This window comes from Rhodopseudomonas sp. P2A-2r, from assembly GCF_026015985.1.
Classification (GTDB): Bacteria; Pseudomonadota; Alphaproteobacteria; order Rhizobiales; family Xanthobacteraceae; genus Tardiphaga.
The window spans coordinates 5,017,510-5,042,389 of the sequence record NZ_CP110389.1 but is presented as its reverse complement, the minus strand read 5'-3'; the positions used below and the strand labels follow the sequence as shown (position 1 = coordinate 5,042,389).

Annotated in this window: 24 protein-coding genes and 2 pseudogenes; 18 read left to right on the top strand and 8 right to left on the bottom strand. The window is 65.2% G+C overall.

Annotated elements, in window-relative coordinates:
- The first annotated feature begins 104 nt into the window (after nt 1-104).
- The 5 genes and pseudogenes from ONR75_RS24385 (at nt 105) to ilvC (ending at nt 5,283) form a co-directional block, all read left to right on the top strand.
- Nucleotides 105-1,893 (top strand): annotated as a pseudogene (locus ONR75_RS24385) (acetolactate synthase 3 large subunit).
- A gap of 172 nt (nt 1,894-2,065) precedes the next feature.
- Entirely contained in the window at nt 2,066-2,608 is a 543-nt protein-coding gene (ilvN, locus tag ONR75_RS24380) for an acetolactate synthase small subunit (RefSeq protein WP_265079517.1), read from the top strand.
- Between the two features lie 22 nt (nt 2,609-2,630).
- Nucleotides 2,631-3,503, top strand: coding sequence for an EamA family transporter (locus tag ONR75_RS24375; RefSeq protein ID WP_265079516.1), 873 nt, complete (start codon nt 2,631-2,633; stop codon nt 3,501-3,503).
- 5 nt (nt 3,504-3,508) lie between these two features.
- Nucleotides 3,509-4,111, top strand: a complete 603-nt coding sequence (locus ONR75_RS24370; protein WP_265083782.1) for a LysE family translocator — start codon at nt 3,509-3,511, stop codon at nt 4,109-4,111.
- Between the two features lie 152 nt (nt 4,112-4,263).
- Complete coding sequence (gene ilvC, locus ONR75_RS24365) at nt 4,264-5,283, top strand: ketol-acid reductoisomerase (RefSeq protein ID WP_265079515.1); 1,020 nt, start codon at nt 4,264-4,266, stop codon at nt 5,281-5,283.
- Nucleotides 5,284-5,286: 3 nt separating this feature from the next.
- On the opposite strand, the gene ONR75_RS32565 is transcribed toward ilvC, so the two are convergent.
- Together ONR75_RS32565 and ONR75_RS32560 are read right to left on the bottom strand one after the other, a co-directional pair.
- Entirely contained in the window at nt 5,287-5,622 is a 336-nt protein-coding gene (locus ONR75_RS32565) for a TSUP family transporter (RefSeq protein ID WP_320109650.1), read from the bottom strand.
- On the bottom strand, nt 5,616-6,032 hold the full coding sequence (locus tag ONR75_RS32560; protein WP_320109649.1) for a sulfite exporter TauE/SafE family protein: 417 nt from the start codon (nt 6,030-6,032) through the stop codon (nt 5,616-5,618). The genes ONR75_RS32565 and ONR75_RS32560 overlap by 7 nt, the downstream gene beginning before the upstream one ends.
- Nucleotides 6,033-6,591: 559 nt before the next feature.
- Here ONR75_RS32560 and ONR75_RS24355 point away from each other — a divergent pair.
- Complete coding sequence (locus ONR75_RS24355; RefSeq protein ID WP_265079514.1) at nt 6,592-7,449, top strand: SDR family NAD(P)-dependent oxidoreductase; 858 nt, start codon at nt 6,592-6,594, stop codon at nt 7,447-7,449.
- Here the strand turns inward: ONR75_RS24355 and ONR75_RS24350 are convergent.
- Complete coding sequence (locus ONR75_RS24350; protein ID WP_265079513.1) at nt 7,446-8,093, bottom strand: hypothetical protein; 648 nt, start codon at nt 8,091-8,093, stop codon at nt 7,446-7,448. The genes ONR75_RS24355 and ONR75_RS24350 overlap by 4 nt on opposite strands.
- Before the next feature lie 114 nt (nt 8,094-8,207).
- Between ONR75_RS24350 and ONR75_RS24345 the strand changes: the two genes are divergently transcribed.
- From ONR75_RS24345 to ONR75_RS24335, 3 genes are all read left to right on the top strand, one after another.
- Entirely contained in the window at nt 8,208-8,387 is a 180-nt protein-coding gene (locus ONR75_RS24345) for a hypothetical protein (RefSeq protein ID WP_265079512.1), read from the top strand.
- Nucleotides 8,384-8,935, top strand: coding sequence for a TetR/AcrR family transcriptional regulator (locus ONR75_RS24340; RefSeq protein ID WP_265079511.1), 552 nt, complete (start codon nt 8,384-8,386; stop codon nt 8,933-8,935). The genes ONR75_RS24345 and ONR75_RS24340 overlap by 4 nt, the downstream gene beginning before the upstream one ends.
- Before the next feature lie 150 nt (nt 8,936-9,085).
- Nucleotides 9,086-10,789 (top strand): sulfatase-like hydrolase/transferase, encoded by a 1,704-nt coding sequence (locus ONR75_RS24335; protein WP_265083781.1) that lies wholly within the window; start codon nt 9,086-9,088, stop codon nt 10,787-10,789.
- A 239-nt stretch (nt 10,790-11,028) separates the two neighbouring features.
- Here ONR75_RS24335 and ONR75_RS24330 read toward each other — a convergent pair whose 3' ends face one another.
- Nucleotides 11,029-12,588 carry an ABC transporter permease/substrate-binding protein gene (locus ONR75_RS24330; RefSeq protein ID WP_265079510.1) on the bottom strand — a complete coding sequence of 520 codons (1,560 nt, stop codon included), beginning with the start codon at nt 12,586-12,588 and terminating at the stop codon, nt 11,029-11,031.
- Nucleotides 12,585-13,364 (bottom strand): ATP-binding cassette domain-containing protein, encoded by a 780-nt coding sequence (locus ONR75_RS24325; protein WP_265079509.1) that lies wholly within the window; start codon nt 13,362-13,364, stop codon nt 12,585-12,587. The genes ONR75_RS24330 and ONR75_RS24325 overlap by 4 nt, the downstream gene beginning before the upstream one ends.
- 296 nt (nt 13,365-13,660) lie before the next feature.
- Here ONR75_RS24325 and ONR75_RS24320 point away from each other — a divergent pair.
- Together ONR75_RS24320 and ONR75_RS24315 are read left to right on the top strand one after the other, a co-directional pair.
- A pseudogene (locus tag ONR75_RS24320) lies at nt 13,661-14,480 on the top strand (ABC transporter ATP-binding protein).
- Nucleotides 14,477-15,265 carry an ABC transporter permease gene (locus ONR75_RS24315; RefSeq protein WP_265079508.1) on the top strand — a complete coding sequence of 263 codons (789 nt, stop codon included), beginning with the start codon at nt 14,477-14,479 and terminating at the stop codon, nt 15,263-15,265. The pseudogene ONR75_RS24320 and the gene ONR75_RS24315 overlap by 4 nt, the downstream one beginning before the upstream one ends.
- Here ONR75_RS24315 and ONR75_RS24310 read toward each other — a convergent pair.
- A complete protein-coding gene (locus ONR75_RS24310; RefSeq protein ID WP_265079507.1) occupies nt 15,262-15,849 on the bottom strand; it encodes a TetR/AcrR family transcriptional regulator in 588 nt (195 codons plus the stop codon). The genes ONR75_RS24315 and ONR75_RS24310 overlap by 4 nt on opposite strands.
- 142 nt (nt 15,850-15,991) lie before the next feature.
- Here ONR75_RS24310 and ONR75_RS24305 point away from each other — a divergent pair, with 142 nt between their 5' ends.
- Nucleotides 15,992-17,002: a DMT family transporter gene (locus ONR75_RS24305; protein ID WP_265079506.1), complete on the top strand. Its 1,011-nt coding sequence runs from the start codon at nt 15,992-15,994 to the stop codon at nt 17,000-17,002.
- A gap of 41 nt (nt 17,003-17,043) precedes the next feature.
- Here ONR75_RS24305 and ONR75_RS24300 read toward each other — a convergent pair whose 3' ends face one another.
- Nucleotides 17,044-17,493: a cupin domain-containing protein gene (locus ONR75_RS24300; protein WP_265079505.1), complete on the bottom strand. Its 450-nt coding sequence runs from the start codon at nt 17,491-17,493 to the stop codon at nt 17,044-17,046.
- 139 nt (nt 17,494-17,632) lie between these two features.
- Here ONR75_RS24300 and ONR75_RS24295 point away from each other — a divergent pair, with 139 nt between their 5' ends.
- From ONR75_RS24295 to ONR75_RS24285, 3 genes are all read left to right on the top strand, one after another.
- Nucleotides 17,633-18,661, top strand: coding sequence for an ABC transporter substrate-binding protein (locus ONR75_RS24295; protein ID WP_265083780.1), 1,029 nt, complete (start codon nt 17,633-17,635; stop codon nt 18,659-18,661).
- 9 nt (nt 18,662-18,670) lie between these two features.
- Nucleotides 18,671-19,375, top strand: a complete 705-nt coding sequence (locus ONR75_RS24290) for an NUDIX hydrolase (RefSeq protein WP_265079504.1) — start codon at nt 18,671-18,673, stop codon at nt 19,373-19,375.
- A 70-nt stretch (nt 19,376-19,445) separates the two neighbouring features.
- Nucleotides 19,446-20,414: a polyphosphate kinase 2 family protein gene (locus tag ONR75_RS24285; protein WP_265079503.1), complete on the top strand. Its 969-nt coding sequence runs from the start codon at nt 19,446-19,448 to the stop codon at nt 20,412-20,414.
- A 6-nt stretch (nt 20,415-20,420) separates the two neighbouring features.
- Here the strand turns inward: ONR75_RS24285 and ONR75_RS24280 are convergent, their stop codons facing one another.
- Entirely contained in the window at nt 20,421-21,317 is an 897-nt protein-coding gene (locus tag ONR75_RS24280) for a dihydrodipicolinate synthase family protein (protein WP_265079502.1), read from the bottom strand.
- Nucleotides 21,318-21,644: 327 nt separating this feature from the next.
- Here ONR75_RS24280 and ONR75_RS24275 point away from each other — a divergent pair, with 327 nt between their 5' ends.
- The 3 genes from ONR75_RS24275 (at nt 21,645) to ONR75_RS24265 (ending at nt 24,803) form a co-directional block, all read left to right on the top strand.
- Nucleotides 21,645-21,770 (top strand): hypothetical protein, encoded by a 126-nt coding sequence (locus tag ONR75_RS24275; RefSeq protein WP_265079501.1) that lies wholly within the window; start codon nt 21,645-21,647, stop codon nt 21,768-21,770.
- Between the two features lie 102 nt (nt 21,771-21,872).
- Nucleotides 21,873-23,435, top strand: a complete 1,563-nt coding sequence (locus tag ONR75_RS24270; protein WP_265079500.1) for a 2-isopropylmalate synthase — start codon at nt 21,873-21,875, stop codon at nt 23,433-23,435.
- Between the two features lie 366 nt (nt 23,436-23,801).
- Entirely contained in the window at nt 23,802-24,803 is a 1,002-nt protein-coding gene (locus tag ONR75_RS24265; protein WP_265079499.1) for a TRAP transporter substrate-binding protein, read from the top strand.
- Nucleotides 24,804-24,880: the final 77 nt, after the last annotated feature.

Here is a 24,880-nt window from a genome sequence, read left to right as displayed (position 1 = left end):
CGGACGGTGCGCTGAGGGCCTTCACGGGGCCCTTTTTTATTTCCGAAACGATCTGCCAAAACGATCTGCCAAGCCGCGCCACAAGGCGCATCCGGAGCCAGCCAATGACCACCGCGAGCGATAACAAGCCTCACGATCCCAACCAGATGACCGGCGCCGCGATGATCGTCCGCGCGCTCGCCGACCACGGCGTCAAGCACATCTTCGGCTATCCCGGCGGTGCGGTGCTGCCGATCTATGACGAGATCTTCCAGCAGAGCGAGGTCGAGCACATCCTGGTGCGCCACGAGCAGGGCGCCGGACACGCCGCCGAGGGCTATGCGCGTTCCACCGGCCTGCCGGGCGTGGTGCTGGTGACCTCGGGGCCGGGCGCCACCAACATGGTGACACCGCTGGCCGACGCGCTGATGGATTCTATCCCGATGGTGTGCATCACCGGGCAGGTGCCGACGCATCTGATCGGCAACGACGCGTTCCAGGAATGCGACACCGTCGGCATCACGCGCCCCTGCACCAAGCACAACTGGCTGGTGCGCGACGTCAAGGACCTCGCCAAGGTGCTGCACGAGGCGTTCTACGTCGCCACCACCGGCCGGCCAGGTCCGGTCGTGGTCGATGTGCCCAAGGACGTTCAGTTCGCCACCGGCACCTATCACCCGCCGCGCAAGTCCGACGTGCACATCTCCTATTCGCCGCGGGTCAAGGGCGACGCCACGCAGATCCGCAAGGCGGTGGCGCTGCTGGCCGGTGCCAAGCGGCCGGTGATCTATTCCGGCGGCGGCGTGATCAATTCGGGCCTCTCGGCCTCGAAGCTGCTGCGCGAACTGGTGGAGGTCACCGGCTTTCCGATTACCTCGACGCTGATGGGGCTCGGCGCCTATCCGGCGTCGGGGCCGAACTGGCTCGGCATGCTCGGCATGCACGGCACCTACGAGGCCAACATGGCGATGCATGACTGCGACGTCATGCTGTGCGTCGGTGCGCGCTTCGATGACCGCATCACCGGCCGCACCGATGCGTTCTCGCCGAACTCCAAGAAGATCCACATCGACATCGATCCGTCGTCGATCAACAAGAACATCCGCGTCGACGTGCCGATCATCGGCGACTGCGGCAATGTGCTGGGCGACATCCTGCAGGTGTTCAAGGCCGAGGCGAAGAAGCCGGACACCAGGGCGTGGTGGAAGGACATCGCCGGCTGGCGGGCGCGCAATTCGCTGGCCTACAAGAAGAACAACGACGTGATCCTGCCGCAGTTCGCGATCCAGCGGCTGTTCGAGGCGACCAAGAATCTCGACACCTACATCACCACCGAGGTCGGTCAGCACCAGATGTGGGCGGCGCAGTTCTACGGCTTCGAGGAGCCGCATCGCTGGATGACCTCCGGCGGGTTGGGCACCATGGGCTACGGCCTGCCGGCGGCGCTCGGCGTGCAGGTCGCGCATCCGGATCTCGCTGGTGATCGATATCGCCGGCGACGCCTCGGTGCAGATGACCATGCAGGAAATGTCGGCGGCGGTGCAGCACCAGCTGCCGATCAAGATCTTCATCCTGAACAACCAGTACATGGGCATGGTGCGGCAGTGGCAGCAGCTGCTGCACGGCAACCGGCTGTCGCATTCCTACTCCGAGGCACTGCCGGACTTCGTCAAGCTGGCGGAGGCCTATGGCGGCGTCGGCTTCCAGTGCAGCAAGCCGGGCGATCTCGACGGCGCCATCCACGAGATGATCAAGGTGAAGAAGCCGGTGCTGTTCGACTGCCGCGTGGCCAACCTGGAAAACTGCTTCCCGATGATCCCGTCGGGCAAGGCGCACAACGAGATGCTGTTGCCCGCCGAAGCCAACGACGAAGCCACCGCACTCGCCTTCGCCGGCGGCGGCGCGCTGGTGTGATATTCCACGGCTGTCGTCGCCCGGCCTGCGCGCAATTGCGCGCCTGGACCGGGCGACCCAGTAATCTCCGACGGTGGTGTCTATCATCGGCAGCGTCGGTTACTGGATCCCCGCTTTCGCGGGGATGACAGACTGAGATGAGTTGAACTGATTGAGATCGACGAGGACGACAATGGAACAGCCCGCCTCCGCCTACTTCATGGAAGAGCGCCAAGACCCCAACGAGACCCACACGCTGTCCGTGCTGGTGCAGAACGAACCCGGCGTGCTGGCGCGGGTCATCGGCCTGTTCTCCGGCCGCGGCTACAACATCGAGAGCCTTACGGTCTCGGAGACAGAGAGCCAGAAGCACGTCTCGCGCATCACCATCGTCACCACGGGCACGCCGATGGTGATCCAGCAGATCAAGCACCAGCTCGACCGCATGATCCCGGTCTACCGCGTGGTCGACATGACCACCTCGGGCCGCTCAATCGAGCGCGAACTGGCGATGGTCAAGTTGCGCGGCACCGGCGATCACCGCGTCGAGGCGCTGCGGCTGGCGGAAGCGTTTCGCGCCCGGGTGATCGACGCGACCGTCGAGAGCTTTGTGTTCGAGATCACCGGCAATTCGCAGAAGATCACCCAGTTCATCGATCTGATGCGGCCGCTCGGCCTGGTCGAGGTGGCCCGCACCGGCGTCGCCGCCATCGGCCGCGGCCCCGAGGGGATGTGACACTCGGCCCAACAGCAACATCATGAAACCGCTGGACATCGCCCTCGCCACCCTGGTGGCCGTGATCTGGGGTGTTGGCTTCGTGCTGACACGGCTGGCGCTCGACGAGATGTCGTCGACGTTGCTGACCGTGTTGCGCTTTGCCATCACCGCGCTGCCGTGCCTGGTGCTGCCGCGGCCCCGGATGTCGTGGCAGCTGGTGGTGGCGATCAGCTGGCTCCTGGTGAGCCAGTTCCTGGCGCAGACCTATGGCATCGCCCACGGCGTGCCGGCCGGGCTGACCGCGGTGATCGTGCAGAGCCAGGCGCTGTTCACGGTGGCCCTCGCCGCGCTGTTCCTGCGCGAACTGCCGACGCGCTGGCAGGTGGCCGGCATCGGCATCGCAAGTTGCGGCCTGCTGCTGATCTGTTTCACCGTCGGTTACGATTTCAGCGTGTTCGCCTTCGCGGTGCTGATGACCGCGCCGCTCAGCTTCGCCCTGTCCAATCTGCTGCTGCGCCGCGCCCGCGGCGTGCCGATGCTCGACCTGTTCGCCTGGATCGGCCTCGCGGGGCTGGCGCCGCTGTTGACCGTGCTGCTGTTCGTCGACGGTCCGCGCGTCACCTGGCTGGCCCTGACGCATATCTCGCTCGGCGGTGCCGCCTGCGTGCTGGCGCTGGCGGTGATCGGCAGCACGCTGGGCTACTGGATCTGGGGCCGGCTGTTGCACGACTACTCCGCGGCGCAGGTGGTGCCGTTCGCGCTGCTGGTGCCGTTCGTCGGCGCCGGCGCGTCGGCGCTGGTGTTCGGCGAGCAGTTCGGTCCGTTGCGGCTGGCCGGCATGATCGTCGTGGTGTGCGGCATCGCGGTGATGCTGCTGTCGCCGCGGCCGCCGGTTCTCGTGGAAGTGAGCTAATGGCAGTGTCCCAGCCATTGCTGATCGCCTTCGTGGTGTTCGCCGCCGTGATGTTCTTCACGCCGGGCCCGAACAACATCATGCTGCTGGCGTCGGGCTTGAATTTCGGCTTCCGCCGTACGCTGCCGCACATGGCCGGCGTGACCTTCGGCTTCGCCTTCATGATCGCGGTCACCGGGCTCGGACTTGGCGCGGTGTTCACCACTTACCCATGGCTACAGACGGTGCTGAAATATGCCGGCGCGGCCTATCTGGTCTATCTCGCAGTTGCGATAGGAATGGCCGGCCCGCCCGATCCCGGCGCGGTCGAGCAGCGCCGGCCGATGACGTTCTTCGGCGCGGCGCTGTTTCAATGGATCAACATCAAGGGCTGGGTGATGGCGATCGGCACCATCACCGCCTATGCGGCAATTGCCCGCTATCCGTGGAACGTGGTGGTGCAGGTGGCGCTGTCGCTGCTGCTCGGCCTCGGCTCCACGGTGAGCTGGGCGCTGGCCGGCACTGCGCTGCAATCGCTGGTAAAATCGCCCGCCGCCGTGCGCGTCTTCAACGTCACCATGGCCGTGCTGCTGCTGGCCTCGCTGTATCCGGTGCTGCACGAGCCATGAGCCGGATACATCGCACAAATCACCGTCGCGGGCTTGTCTCGCGGCTTTCGTCGCCCTAGAAACCGGCGGCAATTCATGGTCAGCGGCCGTTCGGCCTCTGACCGCTTCGAGCAGGCAACGCGACAGATAGTTGCCGAATAAAGGAACGACCCATGCGAGTTTATTACGATCGCGACGCCGACCTGAACCTGATCAAGGGCAAGAAGGTCTGCATCGTCGGCTACGGCAGCCAGGGCCACGCCCACGCGCTGAACCTGAAGGATTCCGGCGTCAAGGACGTGGCGATCGCGCTGCGCAAGGGCTCGACCTCGGCGCAGAAGGCCGAGGCCGCCGGCTTCAAGGTGATGGAAGTCGCCGAGGCCGCCAAGTGGGCCGACATCATGATGATGCTGACCCCCGACGAATTGCAGGGCGACATCTATCGCGAGCACATGCACGACAACATGAAGAACGGCGCGGCGCTGGTGTTCGCCCACGGTCTCAACGTGCACTTCAACCTGCTCGATCCGCGCGCCGATCTCGACGTGCTGATGATCGCGCCGAAGGGCCCGGGCCACACCGTGCGTTCGGAATATCAGCGCGGCGGCGGCGTGCCCTGCCTGATCGCGATCCACAAGGATGCCTCGGGCAACGCCCATGACCTTGGCCTGTCCTACGCTTCCGCCATCGGCGGCGGTCGTGCGGGCATCATCGAGACCTCGTTCAAGGAGGAATGCGAGACCGACCTGTTCGGCGAGCAGGTGGTTCTGTGCGGCGGCCTGGTCGAACTGATCAAAGGCGGCTTCGAAACGCTGGTGGAAGCCGGCTACGCGCCGGAGATGGCGTACTTCGAGTGCCTGCACGAAGTGAAGCTGATCGTCGACCTGATCTATGAAGGCGGCATCGCCAACATGAACTACTCGATCTCCAACACCGCGGAATACGGCGAATACGTCACCGGCCCGCGCATCGTCACCTCGGAGACCAAGGCCGAGATGAAGCGCGTGCTCGAGGACATCCAGGCCGGCAAGTTCGCCCGCGACTGGATGCTCGAGAACAAGGTCAACCAGACCTCGTTCAAGGCGACCCGCGCCAAGATGGCCAGCCACCAGATCGAGGAAGTCGGCGCCAAGCTGCGCGACATGATGCCCTGGATCAAGAAGGGCGCTCTGGTCGACAAGACCAAGAACTAAGATTTACAGCAACGGCTTGGTCGCCAGATAGCAACCGAGCAGCAAGAGCCCACCAAAGAAGGCCCGGCGGAACACTGCCGGGCCTATTTTGTTGCGCAACGCCTGGCCGAGAAACATGCCGCCGAGCGCGGGCGCCAAAGCGATCAGCGATGCGCCTGCTATCTCGGGCGACATGTCGCCGGTGGCGGCGATCGCCGGCGCCAGCGCGATGGTCGAGGTCAGGAACGACAGGCCCAGCGCCTGCACCAGCATGGCGCGCGACAGACCGAGCGCCTGCAGATAGGGCACTGCGGGGACCACGAAGACGCCGGTGCCCACCGTGACCAGCCCGGTCAGCACGCCGACCAGGGGCCGGCCCAGCGCTCCGCGACAGGCGACACCTGCAGGTGCACGGCCGACAGGCCGATCAGCGCATAGACCGCCAGGATGATGCCGAGCGCGATGACGGCCCAGCGCGAGGTCCCGGCGGGCAGTGCCAGCGCGCCGAACAGCGTTCCCAGCACAATGCCGGCGAGCGTCGGCCACAGACGCCTGACCAGGGCCATCACCGGCTCGCCGATGGCCAGCTGCCAGATGTTGGTGACGAGGTTCGGGATCACCAGCAACGCTGCGGCCTGCAACGGCGTCATGATGAGGCCGAGCAGCCCGACCGAGATCGTCGGCAATCCAAGTCCGATCACGCCCTTGACGAAGCCGGCGAGGAGCAACACGGCGCCGCAGATGATCCAGATGCTGATGTCGAAGGTCATGGCGGGGTCTCCCGATGCGATTTGGAGACCCTTAATAGGGGGCGGGCTGCCGGGATGCTTCGGCCGCGGACGAAGCATGGGGCTGCACCGGCCGGGGCGACAAAGCGGGCGCCGCCCGGTCAGGAACGGCCGGACCGGAAGCCGTATTTGATCCAGATCCGCGATATCGCCAGATTCCGGCGCGACCGGTCGTCCGACCATGGCCGCCAATGGGTGGGCGCGATGTCCAGTCTCTTCCGGGTCGATACGCCGGTCCAAGCCTCGCCGTTCCAGCGGCAGGCCACGACCAGGGTCCGAACTCCACTGTCGTCGATGACCGACACTTCCACCGGCAGTCCCACGGGAGCAATGGAGACGGGAAGCCACCTGTCGGGACCATGCATGGAATGAAGCGTTGCCATGTCGCTTCAATAGAGTTGGGCTATCTGCGGGCTTTGATCTGGATCAATCCAGAGGCAGGCAGCGACCCGGTGCCGATGCGTGGCTTGTGCAGCGGCTGCGGACCACGGCAGAATACGGGGCAGGGCGTGTTGCCCGGCAAGCGACATAGCGGGGACCCATGCGATCTGTCGTCATCACCGGCGCTTCCACCGGCATCGGCCATGCCAGCGCGAAGCTGCTCATCGAACGCGGGTTTCGGGTGTTCGGCAGCGTCCGCAAGCCGACCGATGCCGCGCGGCTGCAGGCCGAGTTCGGCGCCAATTTCGTGCCGCTGCTGTTCGATGTCACCGACGAGGCGGCGGTGAATGCCGCCGCCGCCGTGGTGCGCGCCGAACTGGAGGGCACGACGCTAGCCGGCCTCGTCAACAATGCCGGCATCGCGGTGTCCGGCCCCTTGCTCGAACTGCCGGTGGCCGACTTCCGCCGCCAGATCGAGGTCAATGTGATGGGCCCGGTGATATCAACCAAGGCGTTCGCGCCGCTGCTCGGCGCCGATCCCGCCCTGACCGGGCCGCGCGGCCGCATCGTAATGATCAGTTCGGTGGCCGGCACCAACGGCAATCCGCTGATGTCGCCCTACAGCACCTCGAAACACGCGCTGGAGGGCCTGTCGGAAAGCCTGCGCCGGGAATTCATGCTGTTCGGCATCGACGTCATTGTCATCGCGCCCGGGGCGGTGAAGACGCCGATCTGGGACAAGGCCGAGGACATCGACATGGCCCGCTGGGCAAAATCGCCGTTCCTCCCCGTGCTGGAGCGGCTGCGCGGCGCCATGAAGACGCTGGCGGCCACTGGCCTGCCTGCCGAGACCATCGCCACGCTTGTGTACGACGCGCTGACGCTGCCGAAGCCGCCCGTGCGCACCCAGATCTCGCCGGAGCCGTTCCGCATGCTGATGATGCGGATCCTGCCGAAGCGGCTGCTCGACGGCATCATCGCCAAGCGGCTGGGACTGCTTCCCCGGGCTGAGGGCTAGTCGGACGTGCGGCTTGCAGCTGCCGTATCGTTGGGAACGCGCAGGCGCCGCGATTGCAGAGTCGCGGCAATCCTCAGTGTCATCACCGCCAGCAGCGGCAGCAGGAACCAGACGTAGTTCGGCATTTGCGGAACGCGCATGCCGAAGCTGATCATGAACTGGACCCAGAGATAGTAGATGCCGGATGTGTGCAGGATGCGCCAGGCGCGTGGACCCAGAATCGTCGCGGTCCGGTCGAAAGACGTGATCGTCATGGCGATGATGAAAGCGTAGCCGATGCTGCCGAAAATCAACGAGGCCGGCGAGGTGGCCTCCATGAACAGGGGCGGCGCCATGACCGCGAAGCAGATGATCGCAACGGCGTGAATGCCGTGCGAGATGGCGAAACTCACCCCGATATAGCGCCGATTGCGTCGCAGCCAGTGCGTGCCCGCCGCCGGCCACAGCCGCGCCAGGGATGAGGCAGCAAAGGCCAGACAGAACAGCAGCAGCGAGCTGCGTGCGGTGAACCGGACCACCATCCGGACGCCCTCGACCTCGAACTGCTGCATGGCGCCGATCCACAGGCTGAGGCCGGCGAGTACCAGCGCCAGCAGGCTGACCAGCCGCCATCCCTCAACCCAGTTGTGACGACGCTCGGCCATGGCAGACTCCTCGTTGCGGAACCAATGTAATCGGCAGTTACATATCGGTGGGGCGTCGTTGTCAATTGTGTATGCAGTGCTTACATTCACGTTCAGGTGATGGTAGAAACTGGCATGATCAAGAATGCGAAGCCAGCGTCGCGCAAGCCGGCCGTGCGAAAGGCGCCCGCCAAGCCCCGCCGCGCGGCGGAGCCTGCCGTCCTGTCACCGAAGGCCTATCACCACGGCGACCTCCGGCGCGTGCTGATCGAGGCGGCGTTGCGGCTGGTCGAGGAGGGGGCCCCGACGCGGTGAGCGTGCGCGAGGCCGCCCGCCGCTCGGGGGTGTCGCCGGGCGCGCCGTTCCGCCACTTCCCCACCCGCAATGCCTTGATGACGGCCGTCGCCGAGGAGGCGCAGCGGCTGTTCCGCGCAGAACTCGCGGAGGCGATCGCCGATACCCCCACCACCGATCCGCTGGCGCGGTTTCGTGCCCTCGGCCTGGCTTACCTGCGTTGGGCGATCCAAAATCCCGCGCACTTCGAAGTCATCTCCAGCGGCAAGTATTTCACCCACGACCAATCTGCGGAGGTCAGCGCCGACAACGGCGAACTGGTCGGCATGACCGGCCGTCTGCTGGCGGAGGCGGCGGGGCAGGGCCAGCTTCGCGACGCCGATCTGCGGGCGATCGAGATCGCCGGTCGGGCCATGGTGTACGGTTTCGCCCGCATGAATATCGATGGTCATTTTCCGCGCTGGGGCATCGCCGAGGCCGAAGCCGGGGCGATGGCGGAGGCCATTCTCGCGGTGTTCATCGATGGCATCGCCAAGCGGGAGGCGGCGGGCGGGCCCATTCCGCAATAATTATCCGGGGAGTCCCGGGGTGCCCAAGTTCATTGCCTGTTCATGTCTATTCCATTACATTTTTATGACACGTCGCAGTGCCCGGCTGCGCCGTTCGCCTTCTGGCCGCCGCCAGCCGAGGCCGCCTCGCCGGTGGTGTTGCGTCCCGCCATGGCGGCTCCGCTCAATCCAGTGCCCTCCACGACCACAGCTGCCGCCGCCTCTATGGGGGTGTGGCGCCCGCTTGCCGTGGCAGTGCCGCATCTCGGCGCGATGCTGGTCATGTTCCAGACCGAGACCGATCTCGGCTCGCGGCTCGGCTTCGTGCTGGGCTGGGGCATCCTCAACTTCTTCTGGATCGCGCTGCTGCGCCGCCCGGCGCTGTCCGGCGCGCTGTCGCTGACGCTGGTGGTCATCCTGGTGCTGCTGTCGCGGCTGAAGCACGACGTGGTGCAGATGACCGCCAACTTCGTCGACCTGATGGTGATCGACCGCGACACCGCGGCCTTCCTGTTCACCATCTTCCCGAACCTGCGCTGGTCGGCCATCGGGGCGGCGGCACTGACCCTGCCGCTGATGTATGCGCTGTGGTGGCTGGATCCGTTCCGCATCCGCCGGCTGCCGGCGGTGGCGGCGATGCTGACCTGCCTGGCCGCCATGGTCGGCTATGCCTTCGTCTGGCCCGACGAAGCCTGGCGCGGTTATTACGACGATGGCTATCTCTCGAAGTTCGCCCGCTCCGGCGTCACTGCGGTGTCCGACTTCGTCAGTTACGGTTTCATGGAATCCGACGCCGTCGCCACCGACCGGCTGAAAATGCCGCTGGTGGATGCCTGCCATCCCGCGGCGCGGCGGCCGCACATCATCATGATCCATGACGAGTCGTCGTTCGACATTCGCGACGCGGCCGAGGTGAAGACCCCGGCCGGCTACGGCAATCACTTCAAGTCGTTCGACGGCAAGGCGCGCAAGTTCCTTGCCGAGAGCAATGGCGGACCGAGTTGGTACACCGAGTACAACGTGCTGGCCGGCCTGTCGGCGCGGTCGTTCGGCCGCTTCTCCTATTTCGTCACGCGGATCGCATCGGGGCGCGTCGAGCGCGGCCTGCCGCTGGCGCTGCGCCGCTGCGGCTACAACACCACGGCGCTGTATCCGGCGATCGGCGGCTTCATGAGCGCGCGCAATTTCCAGCTCACCACCGGCATGCAGAATTTCTTCGATGCCGACGATCTCGGCGCCAAGGCGGTGGAGCCCGACAGCTTCTTCTACGACAAGGCGGTGCAGAAGCTGGCGCAGCAGGATCCGGCGACGCCGCAATTCATGTTCGTCTATCTCGCCGCCAATCACTTTCCGTGGGAGACGAAGTTTCGGCCGGACCTGACGCCGGGCTGGCGCGCGCCCGGCAACGAGCCGGTGGTGGATGAATATCTGCGCCGCCAGGCCATGAGCGCGGACAATTACGGCGCCTTCATCACGCGGCTGAAGAAGCAGTTTCCGGCGCAGCCGTTCCTGATCGTGCGCTACGGCGACCACCAGCCGGAATTCTCGCCGCATGTGCTGGACCCCAAGCTCGACGAGGCCGGCGTGGGCAAGAAGCTGATGGCCTACGATCCGCGCTACTACGCGACCTACTACGCCATCGACGCCGTGAATTTCGAGCCGGTGAAGAGCCCGACCGCCATGGACACCGTCGACGGTCCCTATCTGCCGCTGGTGATCCAGGAAGCCGCCGGCATCCCGCTCGATCCGTCGTTCGAAGAGCAGAAGAAGATCATGTTGCGCTGTGGCGGCATGTTCTATGCGTGCCGCGACGGCGCCGAGGCGCGGCGCTTCAACCGCTTGCTGATCGACGCCGGGATGATCAAGAATTTGTAGGTCGCCGCTCTTTCTTCCCTTCGCCCCCGCGCGCAGCGAAGCTGCGCGAAGGCGGGAGAGGGTGGCTTGAACACGCGAAGCGGGTTCGAGCCGGGAGAGGGGCGGGCACTGCGCTCCATCGCAAGCGGCCCTCTCCCGGCCCGGACTTCGTCCGGTCCACCCTCTCCCGCCTGCGCAAAGCTTCGCTTTGCTTGTGGGAGAGGGGACGATGGAGCCGCTCGTACAGAGTTTGAAGCGCGCTACTTCTTTCCCACCTTCTCCCACAGCCACCTTGCCACTGCTTCCGGCGAACTGGCGCCATCACCGCCCGCCGCGCGCAGATTGGCTTCGCGCATGGTGGCGATGTCGATGCGGCCGAGCAGCGGCTGCAGCGCGGCCTTCAATCGTTCATCGCCGGCGCGTTTCGGCGACAGCAGCAGGATCGCGTCATAGGGCGGGATCGCGGCCTTGGGATCGTCGAGCACCACCAGATCGTATTTGGCGATCAGCCCGTCGCTGGTGTAGCCAGCGATGGCGTCGACCTCGCCGGAGGCAACGGCCGCATACATGAAATCGGGCTGCATGGTTCGCTGCGCCCGGAACGCCAAACCGTAGGCCTTCTGCAATCCCGCCCATTCCGGCCGCGAGAAGAATTCATAGTCGCCGGCGATGGTCATGGCCGATGACCGCGCGGCGAGATCGGCGACGGTCCTGATGCCCAGCGTCTCGGCCTTGCTGCGCGGCATCACCAGCGCATAGGCATTGGCGAAGCCGAGTTCGCCGAGCAAAGTGATGTTGCTCTTTGCCAGCGTGGCCTTCAGCTCGGCGAGCAGTTTGTCGCGCGGCAGAATCTCGGTGCGGTGAAACTGGTTGGCCCATAGCGTGCCGGAATAGTCGACGTAGACGTCGATGTCGTTTGAGGCCAGCGCGTCATAGATCACGTTGGAGCCGAGGCCCTGCCGCGTGCCCGAGGAGAGCCCGGCGGCCTGCAGCCGCTGCGCCATCAGCGCGCCCAGCACATATTGCTCGGTGAAGGTCTTGGCGCCGACAATGTAGGTGGATTGGGCGCGGCCCAGTGCAGGCGCCAGTGTGGCGGCCACGAGGGCTGCGATACCGATGGTGCCGAGCGCCGCGCGGACGCGGCTGCGCAGCCTGATGCCGGTCTCGATCAGCGACAGCAGTTGATCGACGGCCAGCGCCAGCAAGGCCGCGGCGAAGCAGCCGAACAGCACGAACACCCAGTTCTGCGTCTGGAGTCCGGCAAAGATGTAGTTGCCGAGGCTGGTCTGGCCGATCGGCGTCGACAAAGTCGCGGTGCCGATCACCCACACCGCGGAGGTGCGGATGCCGGCCATCATCACCGGCAACGCCAGCGGCAGTTCGACCATGAACAGCGATTGGCGCGGCGTCATGCCGACGCCCTCAGCGGCTTCGGTCAGGGCGGGATCGACGCCGTCGAGCCCGGTGATGGTGTTGCGCAGCACCGGCAGCATCGAATACAGCGCCAGCGCCAGTACCGAGGGCAGGAAGCCGAACGCCGAGAAGCCGGCTCCGAACCATTGCAGCGAGAGCGCCGCCAGCGCCAGCAGCAGTGGATAGAATAGCGCCAGCAGCGCCAGCCCCGGCACCGTCTGCACCACACTGGCGACGCCGAGCAGGGCGCCGCGCAAAAATGGCCGGTGGCGCGCGATGATCGCCAGCGGCAGGCTGACGAGGAGGCCGAGCGCCAGCGCGGTGACGCTGACGCGGACGTGGTTGCCGAGATAGTCTGGCAGATGGCCGAGCGCCTCGCTCCAGCGTGGATCGGTGAACAGGCTCATGCGGCGCCCGTTCCGAGCAGCGCCGCCAACCGTTCGGCCTGGCGGCGCGGCGTGCGCATCAGCTCGCCGACGTAAGCGTCGGTGCTGCCGGAGAGATCGGCTGGCGTGCCTTCGGCCAGCAGCTTGCCGCTGCGCATCACCGCGACGCGGTCAGCGAGCAGGATCGCCTCGGTCATGTCATGGGTGATCATGACGGTGGTGAGGCCGAGCTTGTCGTGCAGCGCGCGATAGTCATCGCCCAGCGCGTCGCGGGTCAGCGGATCGAGCGCGCCAAAGGGTTCGTCCATCAGCACGATCCGTGGGCGTGCGGCGAGCGCGCGGGCGACGCCGACGCGCTGACGCTGGCCGCCGGACAGTTCATGCGGGAAGCGGTCGCGATGTTGCGCGCGGTCGAGGCGCATCAGATCGAGCAGTTCGTCGACGCGTGCGGCGATCGCGTCGGCGGGCGTACCCAGCAGTCTTGGCGTGATGCCGATATTGCCGGCGACGTTCATATGCGGAAACAGCCCGCCGCTCTGGAACACGTAGCCGATGCGGCGACGCAGGCTGATCGGATCGACGGATGTGACGTCTTCTCCGGCAACGGTGACGCGGCCGCGGTCGGCGTCGATCAGCCGGTTGGCCAGCCGGAGCAGGGTGGTCTTGCCGGAGCCGGAGCCGCCGACGATCGCCAGGAACTCGCCCTCGGCGACATCCAGCGTGACGTTGTCGACGGCCTTGATGCGCCCGCCGTCGAAGCTTTTTTCCAAGGCGGTGAAGCTGATGAGGGGCGTCATACTCGGCTGTCGTCCCCGCCAAGCGCGCCAACGGCGCGCGCGGGGCGGGGACTCATAACCGCCGTCCGTGAAATTGGATATTGGTCGTACCCACAGCGCAAAATTGTAACTCCGGAGGCTATGGATCCCCGCCTTCGCGGGGACGACCCATAGAGAGGTCGGAACGAACGCTGCCCGGTCGCAAGGCTAACATAGCCCTTTCAACCGACCAACCCGGGCCGCAGCCCGTTGAAATCTCCGCCCTGCGCGGCTAAGCCATCGGACGAAACATAAATCGGGGAACGCACGTGCAGGCACTGGCAGCCGCAACAACACCGGCGGTTGCGCTGGACAATGCCACGGTAGCGTTCGGTCTGGCCGATGCGCGCGTCTCATACGGCTGTCGACAAGGCGACGCTGTCCGTTGCCGACGGCGAATTCGTCGCCATCGTCGGGCCCACCGGCTGCGGCAAATCCACACTGCTGAACGTCGCGGCGGGGCTGCTGAAGCCCGCCGGGGGAAGTGTGCGCATCTTCGATCGGCCGCTCAGCGGCCTCAATCCGCAGGCCGGCTACCTGTTCCAGGCCGACGCGCTGTTCCCCTGGAAGACCGCGCTCGACAATGTCGCCATCGGCCTCGAGATTTCCGGCGTGGCGCGCGCGGAGGCGCTGGAACGCGCGCAGGCATGGCTCACCGCGGTCGGGCTCGGTGCCTTCGGCAACCGCTATCCGCACATGATGTCCGGCGGCCAGCGCAAGCGCGTCGGCCTGGCGCAGGTGCTGATCCGCAATCCCAAGATCCTGCTGATGGACGAGCCGTTCGGGCCGCTCGACGCGCAGACCCGGCAGATCATGGGCAACCTGCTGCTGGACCTGTGGAACAAGGATCGCAAGGCGGTGCTGTTCGTCACCCACGACCTGGAAGAAGCGATCGCGCTGGCCGACCGTGTCGTCATCATGTCGGCGGGGCCGGCCTCGCGGATCATCGGCGACTGGCGCGTGGCGCTGCCGCGGCCGCGCGATATCTTTGAAGTGCGGCTGCAGCACGACTTTCACGCCCTGCACCGCGAAATCTGGAACGTGCTGAAGGACGAAGTGATGAAGGGCTACGCGCAATCGGCGGGAGCCTTGTCATGAGCCGTTCGATGCTGCTGCTGTGCCAGCTTCTCGTCGCCGTGGTGTTCTTCGGCCTGTGGCAATTGCTGACCAGCGTGCCGGTGTTCGGCCGCGTGCTGCTGCCGCCGTTCTTCTTCTCCAACCCGGTGGATGTCTTCAATCAGATCGTCGCCTGGTTCGCCTCCGGCGTGATCTGGAAGCATCTCGGCATCACGCTGCTGGAATCGATGCTGGCGTTCGTGATCGGCTCGACGCTGGGCGTGCTCGTGGGCTTCTGGTTCGCGCGCCAGCCGCGGGTCGCCGCCATCTTCGATCCCTACGTGAAAATGGCCAATGCGCTGCCGCGCGTGGTGCTGGCGCCGATCTTTGCGCTGTGGCTCGGGCTCGGCATCTGGTCCAAGGTGGCGCTCGGCGTCACGCTGGTGTTCTTCATCGTGTTCTTCAACGTCTACCAGGGCGTCAAGGAAGTCTCCGCCACGGTGCTCAACAATGGCCGCATGCTTGGCATGAGCGAACGCCAGTTGATGCGCCACGTCTTCTGGCCGTCGGCGCTGTCATGGATGTTCTCGTCGCTGCACACTTCGGTGGGCTTTGCGGTGGTGGGCGCGGTGGTCGGCGAATATCTCGGCTCCGCCGCCGGTCTCGGCTACCTGATCCAGCAGGCCGAGGGGGTGTTCGACGTTGCCGGCGTGTTTGCCGGCATGTTCGTGCTGTCGGCCTTCGTCATCCTGATCGATCTCGGGGTGACGGTGGTGGAAAAGCGCCTGCTGGTGTGGAAGCCGGATGCGGCGGAGGGCCGCGGCTAGGGCTGGTCGAGGATCGCCGACACCGGCCGCAAGACGCCGCGCAACAACTCCGGGTCCGGCCGCGCCCGCGCCAGAACGCGAATGCCGAGCAGGGTGCTGAGCAGCAGCCTCGCCAGATCCTCGGCAGTCTGCGACTGGGTGACGGTGCCGTCGGCCTGACCGGCGCGGGCGCAACGCAGGAAGAACTGCTCGATCCGCACCAGCACGCCGGCAATCTCACGCCCCAGCGTCCGGTCGTGCGGCGCGATCTCGATGGCCGAATTGACCAGCATGCAGCCCTTGCGTTTGCGGTCGTCCAGCGATCGGGTGATGATCTCCTCGAAGAACGCGGCGATCGCCTGCCTGGGCGGCAGATGATGCTCAAATCGCGCGACGCGGTCGCCGAAGCTCTGCGCGACATAGCGATCGAGCGATTTGCGATACAGCGCGCGCTTGTCGCCGAAGGCGTTGTAGAGGCTGGCGCCGGTCAGTCCCATCGACCCCGCCAGTTCGCGCACCGAGGTGGCCTCGTAGCCATGCGTCCAGAAACACTGGATCGCCGCGTCGAGCACTTCAGCCTCGTCGAACTCCCGCGGTCTCGCCATCCCCAACCTCACCTGCACCGGCGTCATATCTGCCACGCCGCAGCGTACGCTTGCATTATATAACAGTCGATCTAAAACGCAATTGCGGGGGCATTCAAGGCGCGGAGAAGCGGCCGGTGTTTCCGCTGGAGCGGGTCGCGGCATGAGTATCGACGTCCTACCGGCAGCGCCGCCGGAGCGCCCCGTCGTCTCCGAAAGCCGGCGGCGCTTCGCAGGATTTCTGTGGGCTGCATTGTCGGTGTGCATCTTCTCCGGGTGGTTCGTGGTGACGCGGTTCAGCGTGACCCATGAACTGCGGATCTGGGACATCATGGCGCTGCGGTTCGGAATCGGCGGCGTGCTGCTGCTGCCGTTTCTGGTCGGTCGAAAGGCTGCGTTGCCGCGGGGCGCATGGCGGGAAGGCCTGCTGTTCGCCGTGCTGTGGGGCGCGCCGTTTGTGTTCCTCGTCGGGCTCGGCCTGCAACTGACATCGGCGGCCCAGGCGTCGGCGATATCACCGGCGCTGATGCCGGTGTTCGCGGGATTGCTGGCATGGCCGGCGCTGCGGGAGGCGCCGGGCCGTTGGCGATTGACCGGCTATCTGGTGATCGTGATCGGGCTGGCCGCCTTGGTGATCGGCAATGCCCGCATTCACGGTTGGCCCGATCCCTATGGAATCGCGTTGCTGGTCGGCGCCGGGCTGACCTGGGCGATCTACACCTTGCTGTTTCGCAGCAGCGGTCTGACGTCGCTGCAGGCCGGCGCACTGATCTGCTTCTGGTCGGCGGTGATTTACGTACCGCTCTATCTGTGGTTCGGCCTGTCGCGACTTGGGAGCGCGTCGCTGCCTGAACTGGCGTTCCAACTCATCTATCAGGGCGTGCTGATGAGCGTCGTGGCGACTATTGCCTTCAACAGGGCCGTGACCCTGCTGGGAGCAGCCGCGGCCACCGCGATCATTGCCTTGCTGCCGGTGATCGTCACGACACTGGCGGTCCCGGTGCTCGGCGAAATCCCGTCGTGGTTAGGGGCATTGCCGTCGTTGTCATCGCGGCCGGCGTGTTCATGGCCGCGCGTCCGGCACCGGCCGACCCGTCATCTTCGCGCAGCGCCATTCAAAGCGAGAACTGACATGATCCGCTTCTATTTCCATACGTCGCCGAACACCGCATAAGCGGATTGCCCGGGCCGCCGCAAGGCCTCCCGGGCAATTGCTCAATTCAGCATCTTGGTGTCATCCGGCGCCTGCGGCGGCGTCTTGATGGCGATCGACTTGAAGGGGCGGCCGTCGGGCTTGGTGCCGGCATGGGCGGTGCCCTTGGGGATTATCACCAGGTCGCCGGCCTTGACCGTCACTTCCTTGTCGCCGAGCCAGATCGTGCCGGTGCCTTCGAGGATGTACTGGATCTCGTTGGTGTTGGGATGCATGTGCTTGGGCACGTTGCCGTCCTGGATCGAGATAGTGGCGCCGTCCGCAGCCATAAACGTCTTGGAGCGGAAGCCCGTCGGCGAGGCGGGGCCAAGCGCATCGCCTGTCATTTCGGGGACGTGGATGACCTGCGCCGTGATGTTCTCGGCAGCAAAGGCCGGCAGCACCAGTTGATCGACGGCAACGCCGGCTGCAAAGGCCGCGCCGATGGACAAGATGGCAACGATTCGCTTCATGGTGTTTCCCCTCTTTGATGCCTGCGTCGTGTTGCGCGCAGTGCGCGGATGCTATGTCGCCGAACCTTCGCTGGCCAGTGCGCTTTCCAAGGTCGGCGCACTGCTCTATCCTGTCCGCAACAAAATTCTGGAGGATACAATGAAGACCATTTTCGGCCGGCTGGCCGCGCCGCTGCTGGCGATTGCGTTGATGTGCGGTTCCGCGGCGGCGCAGACCAAGGTGACGATCGCCATCGGCGGCGGCGCCTGCCTGTGCTACCTGCCCACCGTGCTGGCCAAGCAGCTTGGCGAATTCGAGAAGGCGGGCCTCGCTGTCGAATTGGTCGATCTCAAGGGCGGCTCGGATGCATTGAAGGCGGTGCTCGGCGGCAGCGCCGACGTGGTGTCCGGCTATTTCGACCATTGCGTCAATCTCGCCGCCAAGAAGCAGGACCTGCAGTCCTTCGTGGTCTATGACCGCTATCCCGGCCTGGTGCTGGTGGTGTCGCCGAAGCACACGACCGAGATCAAGTCGATCCAGGATCTCGCCGGCAAGAAGATCGGCGTCAGCGCGCCGGGCTCGTCGACCGACTTCTTCCTCAAATATCTGATGAAGAAGAACGGCGTCGACTCGTCGGGCGTGGCGGTGATCGGCGTCGGCCTCGGCGCCACCGCGGTGGCGGCCATGGAGCAGGGCCAGATCGATGCCGCGGTGATGCTCGATCCCGCGGTCACCGTGCTGCAGGGGACGCACGCCGACCTGCGGATCCTCAGCGACACGCGCACGCAGAAGGATACGCTGGACGTGTTCGGCGGCGACTATCCCGGCGGCGCGCTGTATAGCACCGCCGCCTGGGTTGCCGGGCACGACAAGGAAGTGCAGGCGCTGACCAATGCTATCGTCAATACGCTGACCTGGATCCATAGCCATTCGGCGGAAGAGATCATGGCCAAGATGCCCGAAGGCATCGTCGGCAAGGACAAGGCGCTGTATCTTGCCGCGTTGAAGAACACGATTCCGATGTATTCGCTGGATGGCAAGATGGATCCGAAGGGCGCGGCCGCCGTGCTCGCCGTTTTCAGCGAGAGTTCGCCGGAGATCGCCAAGGCGAACATCGATGTGAGCAAGACCTGGACCAACAAATATGTCGACCAGGCCGGCAAGACGTCGGGGACCAATGCCAAGTAGACGCCTGCGATGACCGCGCCGGTCATCCACCGGGTCGGGACGCTCGACCTGACCCGCGGCGACTGGTCCTGGCCATTCGCCCATGACCGGCGCGCCGAGATCGATACGCACTTTGCGCTGAAGCAGGCCGAGAAGCCGCAGATGTTCAATGGTCGCGTGTTGCTCGGGCGCAACGCGCGCTTCACTCCGGACTGCTTCAGCGCCGATTGTTTCGAAACCGATTTCGCCAGCTTTCTCGCCTGGCGCGATTGGGGCTTTCCCGATCGCGACGTATTCAACGGTTTCGGCATGGGCGCGGTGCGCAGCCGCGACGGCGCCTTTGTGCTCGGCGAAATGGGCGCGCATACCTCCAATGCCGGCAGGATCTATTTTGCGTCCGGCACGCCGGACCTCAGCGATCTCAAGGGCAAGGTGGTCGATATCGCCGGCAGCGTGGTCCGCGAAGTTGAAGAGGAGATCGGCCTGACCGTGGCCGACTACCGTCAGGGCGACCACTGGGACTGCGTCGTGACGCCGTTTTCGGTGGCGATGATGCGCCTGCTCGACGTGGACATGACCGGCGACGCCTTGCAGGCGCGGCTGCAGGCCGAACTGGCGCGGCAGGAGATGCCCGAACTCTGCGCCATCCATCTGGTACGCGGCGTCGACGATTTCAGATCGACCATGCCGGCCTTCGTCACCGCGTTTCTCGCAGCCCAATGGGCGGCGGCCTGACGCAGGCCATCTGGCGCGGCGCTGCCGCGCGCGGTAGCGTTGCACCCAGCAGCCGGGAGTTCCATCGACCATGAACGACAAGACGTCCAAAGCCTCGTTGAAGGCCTATGTCGATCCATTCCGCATCGACGGAGCGAAGGAGTTTCACCTCAAGGCGCATAAGCCTGGCGAGAAGGGGGATCTCAGCAAGGACGAAGCGCAGAAATTGCTGGCGGCCAACCGCGGCCGGATGCGCGAGTTGCAGGAAAAACTCTACGCGCAGGACCGTTGGTCGCTGCTGCTGATCTTCCAGGGCATGGATGCCGCCGGCAAGGACAGCGCCATCGAGGCGGTGTTCGAAGGGATCAATCCGCAGGGCTGCGAGGTGACCTCCTTCAAGCAGCCGTCGAGCAACGAACTCGACCATGATTTCATGTGGCGACACACCATCGACCTCCCGCAGCGCGGGCGTATCGGCATCTTCAACCGCTCCTATTACGAGGAGTGCCTGGTGGTCCGGGTGCATCCCGAAATCCTGGCGAAGCAGAAGATCCCGCCGTCGCTGGTTACAAAGAACATCTGGCGCGAACGCTTCGAGGACATTTCGGCGTTCGAGCGCTACCTCGCCCGCAACGGCACCGTGGTGCTGAAGTTCTTTCTCAACGTGTCGAAAGAAGAGCAGCGCAAGCGCTTCCTCGATCGTCTCGACGAGCCGTCGAAGAACTGGAAGTTCTCCATGGCCGACGTCGCCGAACGCGCGCTGTGGGACAAGTACCAGGCGGCCTATCAGGACATGATCCGCCATACGTCGAGCCCGGCGGCGCCCTGGATCGTGGTGCCCGCGGACCACAAATGGTTCAGCCGGCTGGTGATCAGTTCGGCCATCGTCGCCGCGTTGGAGAAGCTCGATCTGCACTTTCCAAAGGTCGACAAGGCGTCGCAGGAGGAATTCAAGGTCGTTCGTGCGGCGCTGCAAAACGAGAGCAAGCGTGGCACCAGCGCCCGTTCCGAGATGAAGAAAGCGCTGGCGGACAAGGCGTCGACGAAATTGAAGACCTGAGCGGATTCAGCTCAGTTCCAAAGCTTCGAGCGTCTGCGCAATCTTGCGCTTCGCCGTGTCCGGCAAGGGCAGGATCGGGCGCGGCGGCGGTGCATCGCTGATGCCGATGATATCGGCTGCTGCATACATTGCACGCAGGCTGGAGAATTCCTTGAACAGCTCCCACAGCGGCTGCATGGCGGCATTGAGCCGGCGGGCTTCGGCGGCATCGCCGGCCTGCGCGGCGCGCACGATGGCCAGACACGGCCCGGGAAACAGGCCCGCGGCGACGCTGTACCAGGCGTCGCCGCCCGCGATCAGCGCTTCGGTCGCGTTCCAATCGCCGGCATAGCCGACCGAGAAACCTGACGGCACGGCAGCGCGCAATTGCTTCAGGTTATCGGCGACGAGATCGGGCGTCGGGGCCGTGGCTTTCACCGACACAACGTGGGGAATGCGCGCGATGCGGCCGATCAGTTCCGGCGTGAATCGGAAATGCGTGGTGCCGAAATTGTCGTAGATCACGATCGGCAGGCCGCTCGCGGCGGCGACGGCGGAGAAATGTTCATATACTTCCGTCTCGGTGAGCGGCGTGTAGGACACCGCCGCCAGCAGCCCGGCGGAGGCGCCAGCGGCCTTGGCGTCCTGCGCCAGCGCAATGGCCTCGTCGGTGCGCAGCGCGCCGATGCCGACCAGCACCGGGATAGTGCCGTTGATTTCTTCCAGCGCCGCATCCGTCGCGCGGCGGCGCTCGGCGCGGGACAGGAACGGGTAGGTGCCGGTCGAGCCGAGCAGCCCGATGGAATCGACCTTGGCCGCGACCAGCGGTGCCAGCAGCCGCGCGAGTGCCGAAAGATCGACCTTGCCGCTGGCATCGGCCGGGGTGATCGGGAAGGCCGACAGGCCTTTCAAGAAGCTGGTCATGGATGTCCTCGCGATGTGGCTTACCCTCTCCTGGAGGGGAGGGTCGGTGTGCGGCATGCGCAGCATGACGCATACCGGGGTGGGGTGACACTGCAGATGTGGGTCTCATTGCCGAACCTCCGCGCCGCCACCCCACCCCGATCAGCACGCGCTCCGCGCCTGCCGATCGACCCTCCCCCTGCAGGGGAGGGTGAAGAAAGGTCAGTCTTCCTGCCCTTCTTTACCCGTTGCGGCCTGCCACATTTTGCGTTTACAACGGCATCAGACGCGCAATCGGCAACGAACTCTCAATGGTTTGGGTCGAGGATGCGGTCTGAAGGTGTGGCAATGCTGATTCGCAGCGAAAATGTTGGAGTTCACGGGACGGTGGCGATTGCCGCTGGTGCCGAAGCGATTCCGGCTGCGCTGCTGTCCACCCTTCTCGGCGGGCTGCTTCTTCTTATCTGCCCCTGAGCGCCGTCTGGGCCTTTTTGGCCTGGGCACTCAGGGGACCGTGAGATCAACCAGCTCCCTTCAGCGCCCTGACAGCGGCGCCCCGACCAAAGGATTTTCTCCATGACCAGCACCACAGTGTCCGACAAGGACCGCGTCATCATTTTCGACACCACCCTGCGCGACGGCGAGCAGTGCCCCGGCGCCACCATGACCTTCGAGGAAAAGCTCGACATCGCTGCGATGCTGGACGACATGGGCGTCGACGTCATCGAGGCCGGCTTCCCGATCGCCTCCGACGGCGACTTCGAGGCGGTCCACGAAATCGCCAAACGCAGCAAGAACTCGGTGATCTGCGGATTGTCGCGCGCCGGCGCCAAGGACATCGACCGCTGCGCCGAGGCGATCAAGCCGGCCAAGCGCGGCCGTATCCATTCCTTCCTGTCCACCTCGCCGGTGCACATGAAGTTCAAGCTGCAGATGGAGCCCGATGCGGTCCACGACCTGGTGATCTCGTCGGTGACGCGCGCGCGCAACCACACCGACGACGTGGAGTGGTCGTCCGAAGACGGCACCCGCACCGAATTCGATTTCCTGTGCCGCTGCGTCGAATCCGCCATCAAGGCCGGCGCCACCACCATCAACATTCCCGACACCGTCGGCTATTCGGTGCCGGAGGAATATTACGACCTGTTCAAGCGGGTGCGCGAGAACGTGCCGAATTCTGACAAGGCGGTGTTCTCGGTGCATTGCCACAACGACCTCGGCATGGCCGTCGCCAACTCCATGGCCGGCATCCGCGGCGGCGCGCGGCAGATCGAATGCACCATCAACGGCATCGGCGAGCGCGCCGGCAACGCCGCGCTGGAAGAAGTCGTGATGGCCATGCGGGTGCGCAATGACAAGCTGCCCTACTGGAACAAGATCGACACCACCATGCTGACACGTGCGTCGAAGGTGGTCTCGGCGGCGACCTCGTTCCCGGTGCAGTACAACAAGGCCATCGTCGGCCGCAACGCCTTCGCCCATGAGAGCGGCATCCATCAGGACGGCATGCTGAAGAACGCCCAGACCTACGAGATCATGCTGCCGGAGACGGTGGGCGTGAAGCAGACCTCGCTGGTGATGGGCAAGCATTCCGGCCGCCATGCCTTCATCCACAAGCTGGAGGAGATGGGCCACAAGCTCGGCGCCAACCAGCTGGAAGACGCCTTCATCCGCTTCAAGGCGCTGGCCGACCGCAAGAAGGACATCTACGACGAGGATCTGGAAGCGCTGGTCGACCAGGAAATGACCGCCGCGCACGACCGCATCAAGCTGGCGTCGCTGACGGTGATCGCCGGCACCCATGGCCCGCAGCGCGCCACGATGAAACTGAACATCGATGGCGTGATCAAGATCGAGGAAGCCGAGGGCAACGGTCCGGTGGACGCGGTGTTCAACTGCATCAAGGCGCTGGTGCCGCACGAGGCCAAGCTGGAGCTGTACCAGGTTCATGCCGTCACCCAGGGCACCGACGCGCAGGCAGAAGTCTCGGTGCGGCTGGCCCACGAGGGCCGCTCGATGACCGCGCGCGCTGCCGATCCCGATACGCTGGTGGCGTCGGCCAAGGCCTATCTTGGTGCGCTGAACAAGATCGTCATGAAGCACCAGCGCGACATGCCGCAGGTCACGGCGGCGGAGTGAGCTGAGGCGACTCTTGCTTGACCTCTCCCCGCTTGCGGGGAGAGGTCAACGCGAAGGCGCGAAGTGCATTCGAGTCGGGTGAGGGGAGTCCGAGAGCCTCTCCGGCTCCCCCTCACCCGAAGCCTCGCTCACGCTCGGCTCCGACCTCTCCCCGCATGCGGGGAGAGGTGAAGTCATACATTTCGGGAAATTTTTGAGAAGATCGAAAACGCGGCGCCCCGGCGCCGCGTTTTGCGTTGCAGCAAGAATTTGCGCGGACCCCTGCGAACGGGCAATGGCATTTGCGGTCGCTTCTCTGTATTGCTGCAACTGGCATACAAGCGTGGGACCGTTCAATGAGTCCCGCTACGTCATTGGGAGAGAAACATGCGCAAGTTGATCCTGGCAGCGGCGTCGGTCGCGGCGCTCGCATTGATTGCACCGGCTGCGGCGCAGGCGCCGATCGTCATCAAGTTCAGCCACGTGGTGGCGCCGAACACGCCGAAGGGCCTGGCGGCGGAAAAATTCAAGGAACTCGCCGAGAAATACACCGACGGCAAGGTCAAGGTCGAGGTCTATCCGAACTCCCAGCTCTACAAGGACAAGGAAGAGCTCGAGGCGCTGCAGCTCGGTGCCGTGCAGATGCTGGCGCCCTCGAATTCCAAGTTCGGCCCGATCGGCATCAAGGAATTCGAGGTGTTCGATCTGCCCTACATCCTTCCGGACCTCGCCACCCTGCGCAAGGTCACCGACGGCCCGCTCGGCGCGCGGCTGCTCAAGCTGCTGGATGCCAAGGGCATGACGGGCCTGGCCTATTGGGACAACGGCTTCAAGCAGATGAGCGCCAACAAGAAGCTGCTGGCGCCGGCCGACTATCGCGGCATGAAGTTCCGCATCCAGTCGTCCAAGGTGCTGGAAGCCCAGTTCCGCGCGCTCGGCGCGATCCCGCAGGTGATGGCGTTCTCGGAAGTGTACCAGGCGCTGCAGACCGGCGTGGTCGATGGCCAGGAAAACACGGCCTCCAACATGTACACCCAGAAGATGCACGAGGTGCAGAAGTACACCATGCTGACCAATCACGGCTACATCGGCTACGTGGTGGTGGTGAACAAGAAGTTCTGGGACGGCATCCCCGCCGATACCCGAGCCCAGCTCGAGAAGGCGATGAAGGAAGCCACCGCCTATGGCAACGGCCAGTCGGCCAAGGAAAACGACGACGCGCTGGCCGAGATGAAGAAGTCCGGCAAGACCGAACTGGTGACGCTGACGCCGGAGCAGGACGCGGCCATGCGCAAGGCCGTGGAGCCGGTCTACAACGACGTCGCCGGCCGCGTCGGCAAGCCGCTGATCGAGGAATTCCTCAAGGAAACCCGCGGCACCACGAACTGAGGGCCGTTCCCCGGATGCTGCGCAGCGCGCTGCTCTTGCAGCGTGGTGCGCTGCAGATCCGGGGTCCCGGTTGTTGC